This is a genomic window from Leptolyngbya subtilissima AS-A7 (genome assembly GCF_039962255.1).
In the GTDB taxonomy this organism is placed as follows: Bacteria; Cyanobacteriota; Cyanobacteriia; order Phormidesmidales; family Phormidesmidaceae; genus Nodosilinea.
Genome location: NZ_JAMPKY010000001.1, coordinates 642,449 through 658,835, shown reverse-complemented (window position 1 = coordinate 658,835; position 16,387 = coordinate 642,449). Strand labels below are relative to the sequence as shown.

The 16,387-nt window shown below is 57.5% G+C and carries 12 protein-coding genes; 11 read left to right on the top strand and 1 reads right to left on the bottom strand.

Annotation, left to right across the window (positions count from 1 at the left end):
* Positions 1–30 precede the first annotated feature (30 nt).
* The 11 genes from NC979_RS02980 to NC979_RS02930 all read left to right on the top strand — a co-directional run bounded on the left by NC979_RS02980 (position 31) and on the right by NC979_RS02930 (position 14,544).
* Entirely contained in the window at positions 31–807 is a 777-nt protein-coding gene (locus NC979_RS02980; protein ID WP_199309011.1) for a class I SAM-dependent methyltransferase, read from the top strand.
* Positions 808–865: 58 nt separating this feature from the next.
* On the top strand, positions 866–1,408 hold the full coding sequence (gene psbP / locus NC979_RS02975; RefSeq protein ID WP_190523587.1) for a photosystem II reaction center PsbP: 543 nt from the start codon (positions 866–868) through the stop codon (positions 1,406–1,408).
* Positions 1,409–1,651: 243 nt separating this feature from the next.
* Positions 1,652–2,248, top strand: a complete 597-nt coding sequence (locus NC979_RS02970; protein ID WP_190523585.1) for a Maf family protein — start codon at positions 1,652–1,654, stop codon at positions 2,246–2,248.
* 236 nt (positions 2,249–2,484) lie between these two features.
* Positions 2,485–2,724: an acyl carrier protein gene (gene acpP, locus NC979_RS02965; RefSeq protein ID WP_073608383.1), complete on the top strand. Its 240-nt coding sequence runs from the start codon at positions 2,485–2,487 to the stop codon at positions 2,722–2,724.
* A gap of 153 nt (positions 2,725–2,877) precedes the next feature.
* On the top strand, positions 2,878–4,131 hold the full coding sequence (fabF, locus tag NC979_RS02960; protein WP_190523583.1) for a beta-ketoacyl-ACP synthase II: 1,254 nt from the start codon (positions 2,878–2,880) through the stop codon (positions 4,129–4,131).
* A 239-nt stretch (positions 4,132–4,370) separates the two neighbouring features.
* Positions 4,371–6,377, top strand: a complete 2,007-nt coding sequence (tkt, locus tag NC979_RS02955) for a transketolase (RefSeq protein ID WP_190523581.1) — start codon at positions 4,371–4,373, stop codon at positions 6,375–6,377.
* A 287-nt stretch (positions 6,378–6,664) separates the two neighbouring features.
* Positions 6,665–10,324 (top strand): response regulator, encoded by a 3,660-nt coding sequence (locus NC979_RS02950; protein WP_190523579.1) that lies wholly within the window; start codon positions 6,665–6,667, stop codon positions 10,322–10,324.
* A 171-nt stretch (positions 10,325–10,495) separates the two neighbouring features.
* The gene (locus NC979_RS02945) at positions 10,496–11,311 is read left to right on the top strand and encodes a CheR family methyltransferase (RefSeq protein ID WP_190523577.1); all 816 of its coding nucleotides are present in this window, start codon (positions 10,496–10,498) and stop codon (positions 11,309–11,311) included.
* A complete protein-coding gene (locus NC979_RS02940) occupies positions 11,311–11,886 on the top strand; it encodes a chemotaxis protein CheB (protein ID WP_190523575.1) in 576 nt (191 codons plus the stop codon). Before NC979_RS02945 ends, NC979_RS02940 begins: the two co-directional genes overlap by 1 nt.
* The gene (locus NC979_RS02935) at positions 11,886–13,958 is read left to right on the top strand and encodes a hybrid sensor histidine kinase/response regulator (protein WP_190523573.1); all 2,073 of its coding nucleotides are present in this window, start codon (positions 11,886–11,888) and stop codon (positions 13,956–13,958) included. Before NC979_RS02940 ends, NC979_RS02935 begins: the two co-directional genes overlap by 1 nt.
* 58 nt (positions 13,959–14,016) lie before the next feature.
* The gene (locus NC979_RS02930; protein ID WP_190523571.1) at positions 14,017–14,544 is read left to right on the top strand and encodes a metal-binding protein; all 528 of its coding nucleotides are present in this window, start codon (positions 14,017–14,019) and stop codon (positions 14,542–14,544) included.
* 109 nt (positions 14,545–14,653) lie between these two features.
* Here the strand turns inward: NC979_RS02930 and nadB are convergent, their stop codons facing one another.
* Entirely contained in the window at positions 14,654–16,351 is a 1,698-nt protein-coding gene (gene nadB / locus NC979_RS02925) for an L-aspartate oxidase (RefSeq protein ID WP_242024183.1), read from the bottom strand.
* Between the last annotated feature and the right edge of the window lie 36 nt (positions 16,352–16,387).

The following is a 16,387-nucleotide window of genomic DNA, read 5'->3' as shown; positions in this document are numbered from 1 at the left end:
GGGAAAGTCTTGTTGTTCAGTAGCTGTTTTATGATAGGTCGCCCTTCTCTAGCCCAGCCCACCGGGCGCAAGCTTCTCAGCCAAATGGCATTCACCCTGCGCTGCCTGGTGTTGGTCGCTGTGCTGTGGGGGCTAACCGCCTGCGGAACGGCCACGCTCCAGGCTAGTACCGAGTATCAAACGGTGACCCCCAGTACCGACGGCATTGGCCGGGTTTACCTGGGCCGGGAAATTGCCCAGACCATGGGCCACCAGGGGGCTGGCTGGCTCGATCGCCCCAGTCGAGTACTGCAAGAACGACCCCAGGCAGCGATCGCCGCCCTTGATCTTTCCCCCACCGATATCGTGGCCGATGTGGGCGCAGGCACTGGCTATTTCGCCCGTCGCATTGCCCCCCTGGTGCCCCAAGGAAAGGTGCTGGCCGTGGATATTCAGCCTGAAATGCTGGCCATGCTCCAGGCCGAGCTAGAGGCTAAGGGCATCGAGAATGTAGAGCCAGTGTTGGGCCAGCCCGATAATCCGAATCTGCCGCCTGGCTCTATTGACCTAGCGCTAATGGTCGATGCTTACCACGAGTTTGCCAGCCCTCGCGAGGTCATGGAGGGTGTTGTATCCGCCCTCAAGCCCGGTGGACGAGTCGTGCTGGCGGAGTACAAAGCCGAAAACCCCATGGTTATGATCAAGCGGTTGCACAAGATGAGCGTTGCCCAGGTGCGCCGCGAAATGGCCGCTGTTGGCCTGAACTGGGTTAAGACCGATGACCGCCTACCCGAGCAGCACCTGCTGTTTTTTCAGAAGCCGGCTTAAGCAGCCCGTGTGAGACAATTAATTATTATTGATAATCAAGATCCGAGGATATTGACCCATGCTGAAGCGGCTGACCACAGTGCTTTTGATTGTTTTTGCTGTCACCCTTCAGAGCTGTGTGGGTGGCGGCGGTGGTCTTCAGGCCTACGCCGACCAATATTCGGGCTACGAGTTTATGTACCCTACCGGCTGGGTTGAGGTCAAAGTGCCCGGTGCCGCCGAAATCGTCTTTCATGACATCATTCACGAGACCGAAAACATCAGCGTGGTGATCAGCGAAGTGCCCGAGGGCAAAGACCTTGATGCGCTCGGCACCCCCACCGAAGTGGGCTATAAACTCTCTAAAAGCTTCAGCGCCCTAGCAGGGGATGATAGCAACGTCGATTTGCTCAGTGCCCAGCGCATTGACACTGCCGATGACAAGACCTACTACATTCTGGAATACCTGGCCGATCTGCCAGCCGGGCCGCGCCACAACCTAGCCAGCGCCATTGTGCGCCGAGGCAAGCTCTACACCTTCAACGCCTCTACCGACGAAGGCCGCTGGGATAAAGTCCGCGACCTGATGAAGCAGTCGGTGGCCTCGTTTAAGGTGTCCTAGGCCTATTCCCTCTGTCAACCGGGCAGCAAGGGCACGGTTGACAGGGGGATACTTCAACTGGCCGACACAGCCGATACACAGTGCGCCAACCTTTCCCACGCCCCTGCTGTAGAAGCTGTGCTCTTGTTTCCTCCCTTTGTCTAGCGGGTAGGGAAAATCTCAACGGCAAACGCTCTGTAGCATAAAAGCCCTGGGGGGTCTCTATCCTGGAATAACTCCTTTCAATTGCCGTCACAGTTAGCCATGCCTACTTCCCCTCGCCCCCAGTTTGTTCTTGCTTCAGCCTCGAAGGGCCGTCGCCTGCTGCTGGTTGGGGCAGGCATTCACCCCTTTGTCTGCCCCAGCAACTTTGACGAAGATCAAGTCGCTGTCACTGACCCGCCTAAATATGTGGCCACGCTAGCTCGCTGCAAAGCTGAATCAGTTGCGCCTCAGTTTCCCAGTGCCCTGGTGCTAGGGTGCGACTCGGTGATGGCCTTTCGGGGCAAAATCTATGGCAAGCCCAAAGACCGAGAAGATGCGATCGCCCGGTGGCAAGCGATGCGGGGCCAGTCCTGCGAGATTCATACGGGCCACGCCCTAATTGCCCCCAGTGGCTCAATTCTGGTGCGCAGCGCCGCTACCCGCGTTTACTTTTCTGAGGTTGACGATGCCACAATTGTGGCCTACGTCAATTCGGGAGAGCCCTTGGCCTGCGCTGGGGCCTTTTCCATTGACGGCAAAGGGGGGCTGCTGATCGAAAAAATTGAGGGCTGCCACACCAACGTCATTGGTCTCAGCCTGCCGCTGCTGCGCTCTATGCTAGAGGAACTCGGCTACCGGGCGACAGATTTTTGGTAGGGTTCTTTTTCCGATATTATGGAGGGATGCTCAAAATTGGTAACTGTAGCTGGCCAAGCACTGTCGAAGTCAGAAATTCTGAAACATTTCCCTTCCGACTTTGCTCGAGGGACGATGGCCAAAATTGAGCGACCTTATGCTGGGGCTTGACGTCAGATATTCGTCTCGATGGGGTCGCAGGGTGATAAGGTTTTTTGTTGTCGATTAATTCCGTACTTAACGAGGCGTTGGAGATCATGAGCGCAGAGACTTTTGAAAAGGTCAAAAAGATTGTCAGCGAGCAGCTAGGGGTTGAAGAGGCTGACGTGAAGCCCGAAGCTAGCTTCGCCAACGACCTGGGCGCCGATTCTCTCGATACCGTAGAGCTGGTGATGGCTCTGGAAGAAGAATTTGGCATCGAAATTCCTGACGAAGCGGCAGAGGGCATTGCCACCGTGCAGGATGCCGTCAATTTCATCGAAGACAAAGCCGCCTAGGCCATTCCCAATCCCAGTAGTTAGCCTGGGAATAGGGTAGTGCCTGTACTGATAGCTATGGGGGGAGCCGAGGGGTGCCCCCCATGCGATCGGTTTTACAGTTGGCCGGCCCGGCCCCCCTTAACCTCGACCTGGTTTACCTGAAATTTGGCTATGGCAAACTCTGACTCAAAGCGCGTTGTGGTGACTGGCATGGATGCCATTACCCCCATTGGTAACAACCTGGAGGAGTACTGGGCTGGGCTAGTAGCTGGGCGCAGCGGCACGGCGCGCATTACCCACTTCGACCCTTCCCAGCATGCGTCGCAAATTGCGGCGGAGGTTAAGGGGTTCGACCCTGGCGACTTTCTCGACAAGAAAGAAGTCAGGCGCATGGATCGCTTCTCCCAGTTTGCGGTGATTGCTGGTCAGCGCGCCCTTGAGCACTCGGGGCTCACCATTACCGATCTCAATGCTGAACAGATTGGTACCTGTATTGGTTCTGGCATCGGTGGCCTCAAGGTTTTAGAAGACCAGCAGGAAATTTATCTCGATCGGGGCCCTAGCCGCTGTAGCCCCTTCATGATTCCGATGATGATTGCCAACATGGCGGCGGGGTTAACCGCCATCCATACCGGTGCCAAGGGGCCAAGTACCTGTGCCGTCACCGCCTGCGCCGCTGGGTCTAACGCCATTGGCGACGCCTTTCGGCTGATTCAGCACGGCTACGCCCAGGCGATGATCTGTGGTGGCACCGAGGCAGCAGTCACGCCCCTGTCGGTGGCAGGCTTTGCCTCGGCCCGCGCCCTCTCCACCCGCAATGACGACCCCACTACCGCCAGCCGCCCCTTTGACAAAACCCGCGACGGTTTTGTGATCGGCGAAGGCTGCGGCATCCTCATTCTCGAAGAACTAGAGCATGCCCTGAGCCGAGGAGCGACGATCTACGGTGAAATCGTCGGCTACGGCATGACCTGTGACGCCTACCACATGACGTCGCCAGTGCCCGGTGGGATAGGGGCAGCTCGCTGTATTCAGCTAGCCCTGAAGGACGCGGGCATTTCGCCAAGTGACATTAGCTATATCAATGCCCACGGCACCAGTACGGGGGCCAATGACCCTACCGAAACCCAGGCGATCAAAACCGCCTTGGGGGATGTGGCCTATAAGGTGGCGGTGAGCTCGACCAAGTCGATGACTGGGCACCTGCTGGGAGGCTCCGGGGGGATTGAGGCGGTGGCAACCTGTCTGGCGATCGCCAACGACATCGCCCCCCCCACCATCAACCTCCACGACCCCGACCCCGACTGCGACCTCGACTATATTCCCAACCAGAGTCGCCCCATGCCGATTGATGTGGCGATTTCCAACTCCTTTGGCTTTGGAGGCCACAACGTTACCCTAGTGTTTAAGAAATACCGTAGCTAGAGCTACGGATTGAATCGATTGATAGGTATAATGACCTAAAATCTGTGCCGTTCGGCACTTGAGCTTTGTGCCTTGCCTAGCCAGAGGGTATTGACAATCGTCTGGTTGCGGGGTCTGCTGAAAGGCAAGGCTGTGTGTGGGGTCTTGATCGATTTAAGCCGATAACTTTGTTAGCCCCTGGGCTAGTCCTAGTGCTGCGTGCTGCTGCTTCAAAAAACCGTCGTTAAGCTGTTGAACCTATGGCTGTTGCAACCCAATCCCTGGAAGAACTCTGTATTAATTCCATTCGCTTCTTAGCGATTGATGCGGTAGAAAAGGCCAAATCTGGCCACCCCGGTCTGCCCATGGGAGCTGCGCCCATGGCCTATGTGCTGTGGGATAAGTTTCTGCGGGTCAACCCCAAAAACCCCCAGTGGTTTAACCGCGATCGCTTTGTGCTGTCGGCGGGTCACGGCTGCATGCTGCAATATGCCCTGCTCTACTTGAGCGGCTTTGACAGTGTGACGCTGGATGACATTAAGCAGTTCCGCCAGTGGGGCGCTCGCACCCCAGGCCACCCCGAGAACTTTGAAACCCCCGGCATTGAAGTCACCACCGGTCCTCTGGGCCAGGGCATTGCCAACGCCGTGGGTTTGGCGATGGCCGAGGCTCACCTAGCTGCCAAGTTCAATAAGCCCGATGCCACCCTAGTGGATCACTACACCTATGTGATCTTGGGCGACGGCTGCAACATGGAAGGGGTTTCTGGCGAAGCTTGCTCCTTAGCGGGTCACCTGGGATTGGGCAAGCTGATCGCCCTCTATGACGACAACCACATCTCCATCGACGGCTCCACTGATATCTCCTTCACCGAAGACGTGGGCAAGCGCTTTGAGGCCTACGGCTGGCACGTGGTGCACGTGGAGAACGGCAACACCGATTTAGACGCCATCGCTAAGGCGATCGAAGAAGCTAAATCCGTTAGCGATCGCCCTTCGATGATCAAAGTCACCACCACCATCGGCTACGGTTCTCCCAACAAGCAAAACACCGCTGGGGTTCACGGTGCGGCCCTGGGCGGCGACGAGATCAAGCTCACCCGTGAAAACCTGGGCTGGAGCTACGGCGACTTCGAAGTGCCCGAAGATGCCCTTAACCACATGCGCAAAGCGGTTGAGCGCGGCGCTAGCCTGCAGGCCGAATGGGAAGAAACCCTCGCTACCTACCGCACCAAGTACGCCGCCGAGGCCGCCGAGTTTGAGCGCATGCTCTCCGGCCAGCTGCCCGACGGCTGGGCCGATGCTCTGCCCACCTACACCCCCGAAGACAAGGCTTTGGCCACTCGGAAGAACTCCGAAGTTACCCTTAACGCCCTGGCTCCAGCCATCCCCGAGCTGATCGGTGGCTCTGCTGACCTCACCCACTCGAACCTGACCGAACTAAAAATCTCCGGCAGCTTCCAGAAAGGAGCCTACGAAAACCGCAACCTGCGCTTTGGCGTACGCGAGCACGGCATGGGCGCAATCTGCAACGGCATTGCCCTGCACAACTCGGGCCTGATTCCCTACTGCGCTACCTTCCTGGTATTTGCCGACTACATGCGGGCGGCGATTCGCCTGTCGGCCCTTTCCCAGGCCGGGGTGATCTACGTTATGACCCACGACTCCATCGGTCTGGGCGAAGACGGCCCCACCCACCAGCCGGTAGAAACCATTGCCTCCCTGCGGGCCATTCCCAACCTGATCGTGATTCGCCCTGCCGACGGCACCGAAACCTCTGGGGCCTACAAGATCGCCGTGGAGCATCGCAAGACCCCCACGCTGATGGCCTTTAGCCGTCAAAACCTGCCTAACCTGCCTGGCTCTTCGATCGAAGGCGTGGCCAAAGGGGCCTACACCGTCGACGACTGTGACGGCACTCCCGACCTAATTTTGATTGGCACGGGCAGCGAAGTTAGCCTCTGCGTCAATGCCGCTCAGGAACTGCGGGCCGCTGGTACCAAGGTGCGCGTAGTTTCTATGCCTTCCTGGGAACTGTTTGACATCCAAGATGCCGCCTACCAGGAGTCAGTGCTGCCTAAGGCAGTGACCAAGCGCCTGGCAGTAGAAGCGGGCATCACCATGGGCTGGTGCCGCTACGTGGGTGCCGAAGGCGACGTGATTGGCGTTGATCGCTTTGGGGCTTCTGCCCCTGGCGACCTGGTGATGGAGAAGTTTGGCTTCACGGTCGAGAACGTAGTCAGCCGGGCCAAGGCACTGCTGGGTTAAGAGTTCTAGATTTACCTCTGGGATGGAGGCGATCGCCTAAATCAAGGCTCCAGGCTTTTCTAAAAGCCCTGGAGCCTTTAACTATTGATGGCCTAGTCGGGTGAGGTGAGGGCTACTCGTCAGATTCAGGGAAACCGGTCCCTAAAGAGCGGATGCCAGGGTAAGAGGTGCAAAGATTACAGTGTGGATGGTGAATTGAACCCTAGGACTGCTTGGGCCTTGACCCAAGCAGCAAAGCGCCTCCGGCAATTCCTCGCAGTAGTGCATTAGCTTGGTGATGACACGCTATGGCAAATCGGTTCAAAATTGGCACACGCATTGGGGCAGGGTTTGCCCTGGGGCTAACGCTCTTGGCTGTGCTAGGTGCCATTGCTTACCGCACTACCACCAGCCTAATTCGTAGTGCCGAGCGGGAAAAGCAGTCATACCAAATTTTGGGCTATCTCAACGGGCTAAAAACTGAGCTGATCAACGCCGAAACTGGCCAGCGAGGCTATCTGATTACCGGCCAACCTCAGTATTTAGAACCCTACAATAGTGCGCTGATGGAGATTGACGACCAGTACGAGTCCCTGGTGCTGCTCACCGACGACGACCCGCTCCTTCAGGGTCGCCTAGCTAATCTTCAACCGTTAATTGATGCCAGGCTGGCCCGACTAGCGGAGGGTATTGAACTGCGAAACACTGGGGGGTTTGCGGCGGCACAGGCCTATGTTCTGACCGATCGCGGCAAGCTGCTCATGGATCAGATCCGCGCCCAAATTGCGGAGCTGATTGAGCTAGAGGAGAAAATGCTTAAGGCGCGGGCCAGCCAGGCCCAGATCTCTTCGCAGCAGACGCTCTACACGATCGCCTTTGGCATTCCAATCTCGTTTGTTGTGCTGTCGCTGGTGGGATGGTGGCTATCGCGCAACATCTCTGACCCCCTGCGCAGACTCTCTAATACCGCAGAACGGCTGGCTGACGGCGATTTGTCCGTCTCCCTACCGGACAGCAACTCCCAAGACGAGACCGGCATTCTGACCCGCACCTTCAGTCAAATGGTGACCAACCTGCGGGAGACGATTCGGGCGAACGAAGAGCAGCGCTGGCTGAAGTCTAACCTGGCGGATTTGTCTCAGCAGTTGCAGGGTCAGCGCAGTCTCGAAACCGTAGCAGAGCTGATGTTGACCTATGTGGCGCCCCTGGTAGACGCACAGCAGGGGGTGCTGTACCTGTTGGACTCTACCAGCCAACCACCTCGGCTCAAGCTGTTGAGCAGCTATGCCTACCAGGAGCGCAAGCACCTGTCGAACGCGTTTGACCTGGGGGAGGGGTTGGTGGGGCAGTGCGCTTTAGAAAAGCGGCGCATTGTGCTCACTCAGGTGCCCGAGGACTACATTCAGATTCGCTCTGGGCTAGGCTCGGCACCGCCCCTAACGATTGTGGTGCTGCCCCTGATGTTTGAGAATGCGGTGAAGGGGGTGCTAGAACTGGCGTCTTTCCACCGCTTTGACAACCTACAGCTAGCCTTTTTGGATGAGGCCAGCGACTTGACCGGGGTGATGATCAACGCGATCGCCGCCTACATGCAAACCCAGAGACTGCTAGAGCGATCGCAGGTGCTGACCGAAGAACTGCGCCAGCAGCAGCAGGAGCTGTTGCAGAGCAATCAGCTGCTCGAAGAGCGCACCCAGTCGCTGCAGGAGTCAGAGCTGGAGATGCAGCAGCAGCAGGAAGAATTGCAGCAGTCGAACGAAGAGCTGCAGCAGCTCAACGAGGAGCTGGAGGAGAAAGCAGAGCTGCTGGAAACCCAGAAGCAGCAGGTAGAGCGCAAAAACCAAGAAATTGAGCTGGCCCGCCAGGAGCTAGAAGATCAGGCTGGCCAGCTGGCCCAGTCGTCGCGCTATAAATCAGAATTTTTGGCCAACATGTCCCACGAGCTGCGGACACCCCTGAACAGCCTGCTGATTTTGGCCAAGATGCTCAGCGACAACAGCGACGGCAACCTGACCGAGAAGCAGGTTGACTATAGCCGCACGATCCACTCTGCCGGCGCAGACTTGCTCTCGCTGATCAACGACATTCTCGACATGGCCAAAATTGAGTCGGGGACCATGGAGGTAGTGATCGAATCGCTGGCCTTTACGGCGATTCAGTTTGAGCTAGAGCGCACGTTTCAGCCCACCGCCGCCAGCAAGGGGCTGCGATTTGAGGTTGTCGTGGATGAGGGTTTGCCCACTACCCTGGCCACCGACCCTCGGCGGCTACAGCAGGTGCTCAAAAACCTGATCTCTAATGCCATCAAGTTCACAGAGCAGGGCCGGGTCACGGTGGATATCTTTCCGGTAGCCGAGGAGCGGGTGGCCTTTGCGGTTACCGATACCGGCATTGGCATTGCACCCCAAAAGCAGTACACCGTTTTTGGAGCGTTTCAGCAGGCCGATGGCACCACCAGCCGCCGCTATGGCGGTACTGGGTTGGGGCTATCGATCAGCCTACAGCTAGCCCAGCTGCTCGGGGGTACCCTGGAGTTGCAAAGTGAGCCTGACCAGGGCAGCACCTTTACCCTGTACCTACCCCTCCGCTACGTTGCCCCCTCGACCGATGGGGAAGTGCTTCAGATCAGAGCCCAGCGTGAGGGAACAAAATTAGCTTCCCAAGACCGCCGCTCTGCAACCCCTGAGCTAGCCCCAGTTGTGGCCCCTGCCCCAAGTGGGGACGCACTGCCGCCCCTACCGGGCAACTTGGAGGACGATCGATCGCGACTGTTGCCAGGGAGGCAAAACGCAGCCGAGCGAGTGCTGCTGGTAATTGAAGATGATCCTAACTTTGCCCGCATTTTATTAGATATGGCGCGGGGGCAGGGATTTAAGGTGTTGATTGCGCTCCAGGGACAGACCGGCCTGGCGCTGGCCCAGCAGTTTGTGCCCAATGCTATTACCCTCGATCTGCACCTGCCCGATATGGACGGTCTGACGGTGCTTGAACAGCTGAAGCACAACCCCACCACTCGCCACATTCCGGTCCACATTCTGACGATCAACGACGAGCAGCAGCAGGAATTTCAGATGGGGGCGATCGCCCATATTCAAAAGCCTGTAGCGCCGGAAATTTTGACCCAGACTCTAATCGACATCAAACAGTTTGTAGAGCGCCGGGTGCGCTACCTGCTGGTGATTGAAGATGACCCGGTGCAGGCCCAGAGCATTATTGAGCTGATTGGCGGTGGCGATGTCACCAGCACCGCCGTGCACACCGGTGCTGCCGCCCTAGAGACCCTGCGCGCCCAGCCCTGCGACTGCATCGTGCTCGACCTGGGCCTGCCCGACATGAACGGGTTTGATCTGCTGGAGCAGATCAAGCAAGACCCAGCCCTAGTGAGGCTGCCGATTATTGTTTATACCGGCAAAGACTTGACTGAGGCAGAGGAAACCCAGCTGCGCCGCCTGGCTGAAACCATCATCGTTAAAGACGTGCGATCGCCCGAGCGGCTGCTGGATGAAACGGCCCTGTTTCTGCACCGGGTACAGGCCAATCTGCCGCCGGGGCAACAGCAAATGCTGGAGCGATTGCAGCACAGCGACCCAGCCCTGGCGGGCAAAAAAGTGCTGATCATTGACGATGACGTGCGCAATATTTTTGCCCTCACCAGCCTGCTAGAACAGTACGATATGACCGTGGTGTTTGCCGAGAACGGGCGCGAAGGCATCGAAACCTTGCGTGCCAATACCGATGTCGGCCTCGTGCTGATGGATGTGATGATGCCAGAGCTGGACGGGTACGAAACCACCCGGCTGATCCGTAAACAGGAGCAGTTTCGATCGCTGCCAATCATTGCCTTGACCGCCAAGGCTATGCAGGGCGATCGCGAGAAGTGCATCGAAGCCGGAGCCTCCGACTACATCACCAAGCCCGTTGACACCGAGCAGCTGTTGACGCTGCTGCGCCTGTGGCTGTACCAGTAGTGGCGATCGCTGCCAAGATCTCCCCTTTGACATACGTTTCAGAGGGAAAACTGGGTAACAATAAGCCAAGCTTTGGCCAGCCTAAAAGAGCGATTTGGGTTGAGATGGCATACTTCTGACAACAGCTCTGAATAGGTGGTTTGAACGGGCTATGGGGTGCTGGCGACGATTTTGAAACCAGACGATTTGGACGTTCACTTGCTTATTGAAGGGCTGTATCATCGGTATGGCTACGATTTTCGCAACTATGCTTCTGCCTCCCTCAAGCGCCGCATTCAAAGCTTTCTCAAAACTGAAGAAATCGCCACCGTAGCCGAGTTGCGGGCACAGGTGCTGACCGATCGCGCCTGTGCCGAGCGGCTGCTGCTTGGTCTAACTGTGAACACCACGGCCATGTTTCGGGACCCAAGTTTCTACGTGGCTTTCCGACAGCAGGTGGTGCCGCTACTGCGCACCTATCCCTTTCTTCGCATTTGGCACGCGGGCTGCTCTACCGGGCAGGAGGTCTACTCGATGGCAATTCTGCTGCAGGAGGAAGGGCTTTACCACCGCTGCCGCATCTACGCCACCGATGCCAATGACCGGGTTTTGCAAATCGCTCGGCAGGGCATCTATCCCTCCAAGCAAATGCAGGACTACACTCAGCTGTATTTAAAAGCCGGTGGCCTGCGCACGTTTTCGGAATACTATACGGCCAAATACAACAACGTTATTTTGCGACCTGCCCTACGGGAGCGGGTGGTTTTTGGCGAGCACAATCTGGTAACCGATGGCTCGTTTAATGAGTTTAATGTGATCATCTGTCGCAATGTGCTGATCTACTTTAATCAAACCCTGCAAAACCAAGTTCATGGGCTGTTTTATAACAGCCTATGTAAGTTTGGCATTCTTGGTTTGGGCAAGCAGGAAACTATTCGATTCACTAAGTATGAAACTGCCTACGATGACTTGGCAAAAGCCGAAAAGCTGTATAGGAGACGCAATTAGTGGCCTATGAACTGATTGTAATTGGCACTTCCCTAGGCGGATTGTCGGCCTTAAAAACTCTGCTCGGTGCCCTTCCCCAAAATTTTTCTGCGGCGCTGGCCGTTGTGCAGCATCGCCACCGCGAGTCTGCTCAAGGGTTGGGTAATTTTTTACAACAGTTTACGGTTTTGCCAGTGCACGAAGTTGAAGATAAGGAACGCATCCAGGCGGGGCATGTTTATCTCGCCCCTGCCGACTATCATTTGCTGGTAGAATACGGATATTTTTCTCTGTCTATTGATGAGCCGGTTTCCTATGCGCGTCCGTCAATTGATGTGCTGCTAGAGTCTGCCGCTGACAGCTATAACGAACGTGTGATTGGTGTGATTTTGACCGGAGCCAACCAGGATGGAGTAAAAGGGTTATCCACCCTGAAGGCGCGGGGCGGGGTCACGATTGTGCAAGACCCAGACACGGCGGAGAGCCCGGTACTGCCGAGGGCCGCGATCGCGGCGATCGCCGTCGATGCTATATTGCCGCTCTCGCAGATTGCGCCCCGCTTGATTCACCTCTGCGCCGCGACAGGAGATTGGTGATGCAAACCGAGGCAACCGTCAACATTCTCCTCGTCGATGATCAGCCCGAAAACCTGGTGGCCCTAGAAGCTATTTTGGGCGATTTGGGAGCCAATTTAGTCAAATCAACCTCGGGAGAAGAGGCGCTGCGCTGTCTACTGCAAGACGACTTTGCGGTGATTTTGCTGGATGTGCAAATGCCTCTGATGGATGGATTTGAGGTGGCCACACTGATTCGCCAGCGCCAGCGATCGCGCGATACACCAATTATTTTTCTCACCGCCTTTAGCAGCAACGAACAGTTTATGTTCAAGGGCTATGCCCTGGGAGCGGTTGATTATTTAATCAAGCCAATTTCACCCAATATTTTGCTGTCAAAGGTAACCATTTTTATTGAGCTATTTAAAAAGACTGAAGCCCTGCGACAAAAGACCGAAATCTTGCAGCAGCAGGCCTCTCAATTAGAGGCAATTAACACTGAGCTACAGATGAGTGAAGAGCGGTTTCGTCTGCTCAGCACTTGTTCGCCGCTGGGGGTGTTTGTCACTGATACTGAGGGCCGCTGCCTCTACACCAATCCCCGCTATCAATCTATTTGTGGCTCAGCCGACGCCGTCCCCGAGCAGAGCTGGTTGGGCTCTGTGCATCCCGACGACTCGGCGATCGCCCAATCGACCTGGCACGCTTTCATGGCCGACGGGCAGGAATATTCCCAGGAGTTTCGGGTTCAGGCTAGGGATGATGGCTCTCGCTGGGTTTCGGTGCGTTCGGCCCGCCTGGTGTCGGAGCAAAAGCAGTTTCTCGGTTACGTAGGCACCGTTGAAGACATTACCGAGCGCAAGCAGGCCGAGGCAGCCAACGCCCAGGTGATTCGCGAGCAGGCGGCCCGCCAAGAGGCGGAGACGGCCAACCGGATGAAGGATGAGTTTATCGCGGTCCTGTCCCATGAGCTGCGGACGCCGCTGAATTCGATTTTGGGCTGGTCGCACCTGCTGCGATCGCGCGATTTAGATCCGCAAAAGACGGCGTACGCGATCGCCACCATCGAGCGCAACGCCATTGCTCAAAAACAGCTCATTGAAGACATTCTCGACGTGTCCCAGATCGTGCGGGGCAAGCTACAGCTCCACTGCCGGCCGCTAGATCTGGCGGCGATCGCCCAGTCGGCGTTAGAGACAGTGCGGCCAGCGGCAGAGGCCAAGGCGATTGCCTTAGTTGACAACGTTCAAGACACCGCCCGCCTAGAAATTGTGGGAGATGCCCTGCGGTTGCAGCAGGTAGTCTGGAATTTGCTCACCAACGCGATCAAATTTACCCCCCATCAGGGGCGTGTAGAGGTGCATCTCTCGATGGTGACCGACCTGCCCAAGACCCTAGTAACTCCCCCAGATGCCTATACGCCAGGCTATGCTCAGCTGCGCATCAGCGATACGGGCATGGGCATCGACATCGACTTTTTGCCCCACATTTTTGACCGGTTTCGCCAGGCCGACAGCAGTACCACCCGCGCCCAGGGAGGGTTGGGTCTGGGGCTGGCGATTGTTTACTACCTAGTAGAGCAGCACCAGGGCTATGTCTGGGCTGAAAGCCCTGGGGTAAATCAAGGCACCACCTTTACCGTGGCCCTGCCGCTGGTGCCCTCCCCGTTTGCCCCCACGCCCCCCACGCCGCCAGAAAACAAGCTTGCCGAGGCTGGTCCCCATGCCCTGGCGAATATGGCGATTTTGATCATTGACGATGACACCGACACCCGCGATTATCTAACCTTTCTGCTAGCTTCTCAGGGGGCGGTTGTCACGGCGGCGGCCACCGCGCAGGAGGGCTTTCACCTGCTGAGTACAACCCAGCCGGCGGTGCTGCTGTGCGACATCAGCATGCCCGATATGGATGGCTACACCCTGATGCAGAAGATTAGAACGCAGCTGCCTGCACCCCAGGGTCAGATTCCGGCGATCGCCATTACCGCCCACGCCCGCATTTCTGACGAGGCCCAAGCCCTATCCACCGGATTTCAGCAGCATTTGCCCAAGCCGGTAGAGGCGGAAGTGCTCATTCACACGATTCTCCAGGTAACCGGAGCAACGGCAGCCTAGCTGAGCGGCTGAGCCCTTACCCCTTGCCAGAAGGGCCAAATCTTGGTACATCTGTGCCATGTCCTCAGGTCGCACTCACGATCGCATTACTCTTTGGGCCTTACCCCTGGTGGTGTTGGCTGCCTTTCGCGTCACCCTCAGCGGCCAGCTAACCGCAGTGGTCTGTCTAGGATTTTTGCTAGGCGGCTGGATGCTGGGCCCCGATCTCGATATTCACTCAGTGCAATACAAACGTTGGGGCTGGCTGCGGTGGATCTGGCTCCCCTACCGGAGCCGCATTCGCCACCGATCGCACTGGTCCCACGGGCCGATTATTGGCACCGTGGTGCGGGTGCTCTACCTGTCGCTATGGGTAAGCATGGGCGGGCTGCTGCTCGTCAATCTGCTCAACAGCGCCCAGCGCACCGCCCTTTCTTGGGAGGACCTGATCAACGGGCTCAGCTGGGGATTAGTTACCTACTGGCCCTGGTGGCTGGCCCTAGTGGTGGGGTTAGAACTCGGGGCCCTGAGCCACTATGTAGCCGACTGGATATCCTCAGCGTCTAAGGGCAAGCGGAAGCGATCCAAGAAGCGGAAGCGGCGGTAGTGGAGCGGTGGGTAAAACCCAGTTAGTTTTGAGTTTTGAATGTTTTCCCCACATCAGAAATTCAAAACTCAAAACTAAGCACTCAAAACTGGCTTCCCCACTTACCCATCTACTGGTCCACAGGAGAAGAGGTATACCAGCGATCGCTCTCGACCACTGTATGCACCTGCCACTGAGGGCTGGGTTGAGGATAGTCTTGGCGAAAGTGGCCGCCCCGGCTCTCGGTGCGAAAGGCGGCGCTGTTGAGAATTAGCCAGGCGATGTCGTAGAGGTTGCCCAGTTCACCCCAGGCTCGCACCAACGGCCAGTCGATGTCAGGTAAGGAGTAGGCCTGGCCGGGCGACAGCTGGTGCAGAGATTGCCACGGGTGCTGTTGCCACTCGGTGCGCCACTGGCTCAGAGCGGCGATCGCCTCCTCCAGCCGCACCTGCTCGCGGCTGATGGCGGCCGCATCCCACATCAGCTGGGTTAGCTGCTCGCGCTGTTGATGAAGCGTTAGCAGGGCGTCTTCGGCGGTGTCTTGGGACCACAAGGCGGCCTCATCTAGGGCTGAGGTTGCTGAGGCGGCGCTAAGATCAACCTTGCTGTCCGCCTGCAGGGGCAGGTTGGCCAGTTCGGCGCCGTAGACTAGGCATTCCAGCAGAGAGTTACTGGCTAGACGGTTGGCGCCGTGGACCCCGGTGCTGGCGTTTTCGCCCACGGCATAAAGGCTTGGAATAGTGGTTTGGCTGCGAAGATCCGTCGTGATGCCGCCCATCCAGTAGTGCGCGGCGGGGGAAACCGGCACGGGGTCAGTGAGGGGGTCGATGCCCCAGGTGCGGCACACCTGCAAAATGTTGGGGAAACGGTACTGCAAGCGATCGGGCGGTATGGGCCGCATGTCAAGCCAGACGCGGTTGTCACCGGTCTTTTGCAGGTGGTGAAAAATGGCGCGGCTGACCACATCGCGCGGAGCCAGCTCGCCGTCGGGATGATAGTCGAAGGCAAAGCGGTAGCCCTGGCGATCGACTAAATGCGCACCCTCTCCCCGCACCGCTTCGCTGATTAAGAAGGGCGGTGCCCCCGGTTCCGCCAGGGATGTGGGGTGAAACTGCACAAATTCTAGATCGCGCAGCTGGGCTCCAGCCCGCCAGGCCATAGCCACGCCATCACCCGTGCTGGCGGTAGGATTAGTCGTTTGGGCATAGACCTGGCCACCGCCACCTGTAGCTAGCACCGTGGCCTGAGCCGACAGCCACTGAAGCTGCTGACTATGGGCTACCAATGCGCCACGGCAGCGGCCTTCAACCATCCATAGATCGAGAGCGAAGGCGCTTTCAAACACGGTAATGTTGGGCCGCTGGAGCACCGCCTCGGCCAGAATCGACACGATCGCCCGCCCAGTAGTGTCGGCAGCGTGGAGCACGCGGCGGCGCGAGTGGGCGGCCTCTAGGGTCATGGCCAGCTGGCCCTCGGTGCGATCGAAGGCGACCCCTAGATCCACCAGGCGCTGAATACAGGGAGCAGCCTTACTAGCCAGGTGCTCTACAGATTGAGGATCACACAGTCCGGCTCCGGCTACCAAGGTGTCAGCTACGTGAAGCGAGACGGCATCGTCTACGCCAATGGCGGCAGCAATACCCCCCTGGGCCCAATCGCTGGCGGAAATTGACAGCGTATCTTTGGTCACCAGGCCAATGCGCCACTGGGGCGGAATCGATAGCGCCGAGTAAAGCCCGGCAGCACCTCCCCCAATCACTAGCACGTCGAAATGCTGGTTAGGAGGGTGATTGGACGGCGCAGGCAGCGATAAATCAGGCTGGGTCAAAGACGACTCCCAAGAATGATTCAAATAGTAAGGTGC

Bases quoted from the DNA above. Each gene is read 5' to 3' on its own strand.
- NC979_RS02980 (WP_199309011.1), top strand. From the start codon at position 31: ATGATAGGTCGCCCTTCTCTAGCCCAGCCCACCGGGCGCAAGCTTCTC.
- psbP (WP_190523587.1), top strand. From the start codon at position 866: ATGCTGAAGCGGCTGACCACAGTGCTTTTGATTGTTTTTGCTGTCACC.
- NC979_RS02970 (WP_190523585.1), top strand. From the start codon at position 1,652: ATGCCTACTTCCCCTCGCCCCCAGTTTGTTCTTGCTTCAGCCTCGAAG.
- acpP (WP_073608383.1), top strand. From the start codon at position 2,485: ATGAGCGCAGAGACTTTTGAAAAGGTCAAAAAGATTGTCAGCGAGCAG.
- fabF (WP_190523583.1), top strand. From the start codon at position 2,878: ATGGCAAACTCTGACTCAAAGCGCGTTGTGGTGACTGGCATGGATGCC.
- tkt (WP_190523581.1), top strand. From the start codon at position 4,371: ATGGCTGTTGCAACCCAATCCCTGGAAGAACTCTGTATTAATTCCATT.
- NC979_RS02950 (WP_190523579.1), top strand. From the start codon at position 6,665: ATGGCAAATCGGTTCAAAATTGGCACACGCATTGGGGCAGGGTTTGCC.
- NC979_RS02935 (WP_190523573.1), top strand. From the start codon at position 11,886: ATGCAAACCGAGGCAACCGTCAACATTCTCCTCGTCGATGATCAGCCC.
- NC979_RS02930 (WP_190523571.1), top strand. From the start codon at position 14,017: ATGTCCTCAGGTCGCACTCACGATCGCATTACTCTTTGGGCCTTACCC.